The organism is Paenibacillus sp. FSL H8-0315 (assembly GCF_038005365.1).
Classification (GTDB): Bacteria; Bacillota; Bacilli; order Paenibacillales; family Paenibacillaceae; genus Paenibacillus_AQ; species Paenibacillus_AQ odorifer.
The window spans coordinates 1-1,475 of sequence record NZ_JBBOTA010000006.1; the positions used below are offsets into that span (position 1 = coordinate 1).

General features: G+C 55.5%; 1 protein-coding gene. It reads left to right on the plus strand.

Features of this window, described 5'->3' with window-relative positions; all coding sequences use genetic code 11:
- A partial coding sequence (locus MHB56_RS29760) for a condensation domain-containing protein (protein ID WP_341144427.1) occupies window positions 1–1,475 on the plus strand: 1,475 nt, incomplete at both ends.

Consider the following 1,475-nt stretch of genomic DNA (forward strand, 5'->3'; position numbering starts at 1 on the left):
ATCGTCATCCACCATTTAGTAGTGGACGGAGTGTCATGGCGCATCCTGTTCGAAGATTTGCAGACCGGCTATGAGCAGGCGCAGCGAGGCGAAATGATCCGCTTTCCGGAGAAGACGGACGCGTTCCAGACTTGGTCGAAGGCGCTGGCGCGCTATGCGGACAGCGAGGAGCTGCTGCGGGAAATCGCATATTGGAAGTGGATCGAGCAGACAGCGGTTACGGCATTGCCGATAGACGAAGGGGTCGGGGAAGCCGATGAAACCGGCGGAGCGGTGACGATCAAGCTGTCGCGGGAAGAGACGACGCAGCTATTGAACCAGGCCAACCGGGCGTACTATACGGAAATCAACGATATCCTGCTGACGGGGTTAGGCCTTGCACTACAGGAATGGACCGGCGAGCGTCGGTTTATCGTGGATCTGGAAGGACATGGCCGGGAAGATATCGGGGAACCGGTGGATGTCAGCCGCACGGTCGGCTGGTTTACGACGATCGTGCCGACGCTGCTTGATCTGAGCGCGTCCGGGGATCTGACCGACAGTATTAAGACGGTGAAAGAAGAGCTTCGTAGCGTTCCGAAAAAAGGACTAGGGTATGGATTGCTGAAATATTTGACGGCAGCGGAGCACAAGCAGGAGTTGAAGTTCGACCTTCGTCCGGAGATCTGCTTCAACTACTTGGGACAGTTCGACCGGGATGTGTCCACCAGCGTATTTGAATCGTCGTCGTACGGGACTGGTCGTAGTATCGACCCGAACCGTCCAAGAGATTACAAGCTGAGCGTGAACGGAATGGTGATCGGCGGGGAGCTCGTTTTAACATGTGACTATGCGGCGGAGGTGTACCGGAAGGAAACGGTAGAACACTGGATGGCACGTTATACAGAAGCGCTTCGCAGGCTGATTGCTCACTGTATCGGACAGGCGTACAGCGAAAAGACTGTGAGCGATTTCCGTTTGGTAGATTTGGAGCCGCAGGAAGCGAGCTGTTTGCAGCAAGCCTACGGCTACAAGGTGCAAGACATCTATCCGTTGTCACCAATGCAGGAAGGCATGCTGTATCACGCCCAGCTTGACCCGGATACGACGGCCTATTTCGAGCAGTTTACGTTCCGGATCGAAGGGACGCTCGACGCTACGATATTCGAGGAGAGCTTGGGGCGTTTAACGGCACGGCATGAAATGCTGCGCACGGCATTCGTGAACGAGCAGGTTAGGCGGCCGATGCAGCTTGTGTTGCAGGAGCGGCCAGTCGATCTGCGCGTAAGAGATCAGGGAGATCTTGAACAAATCAAGCGAGAAGACCGGCAAAGCGGCTTCGATCTAAGTGAAGATGCGCTGATGCGCGTGACGATCGTCAATGGGCAGGACAGATGTCAGCATGTGATCTGGAGCTTCCATCACATCCTCATGGACGGCTGGTGTACGAGCATTCTGATGCAGGAACTCCTGGCGATTTATCGCGGGTTGCAGAC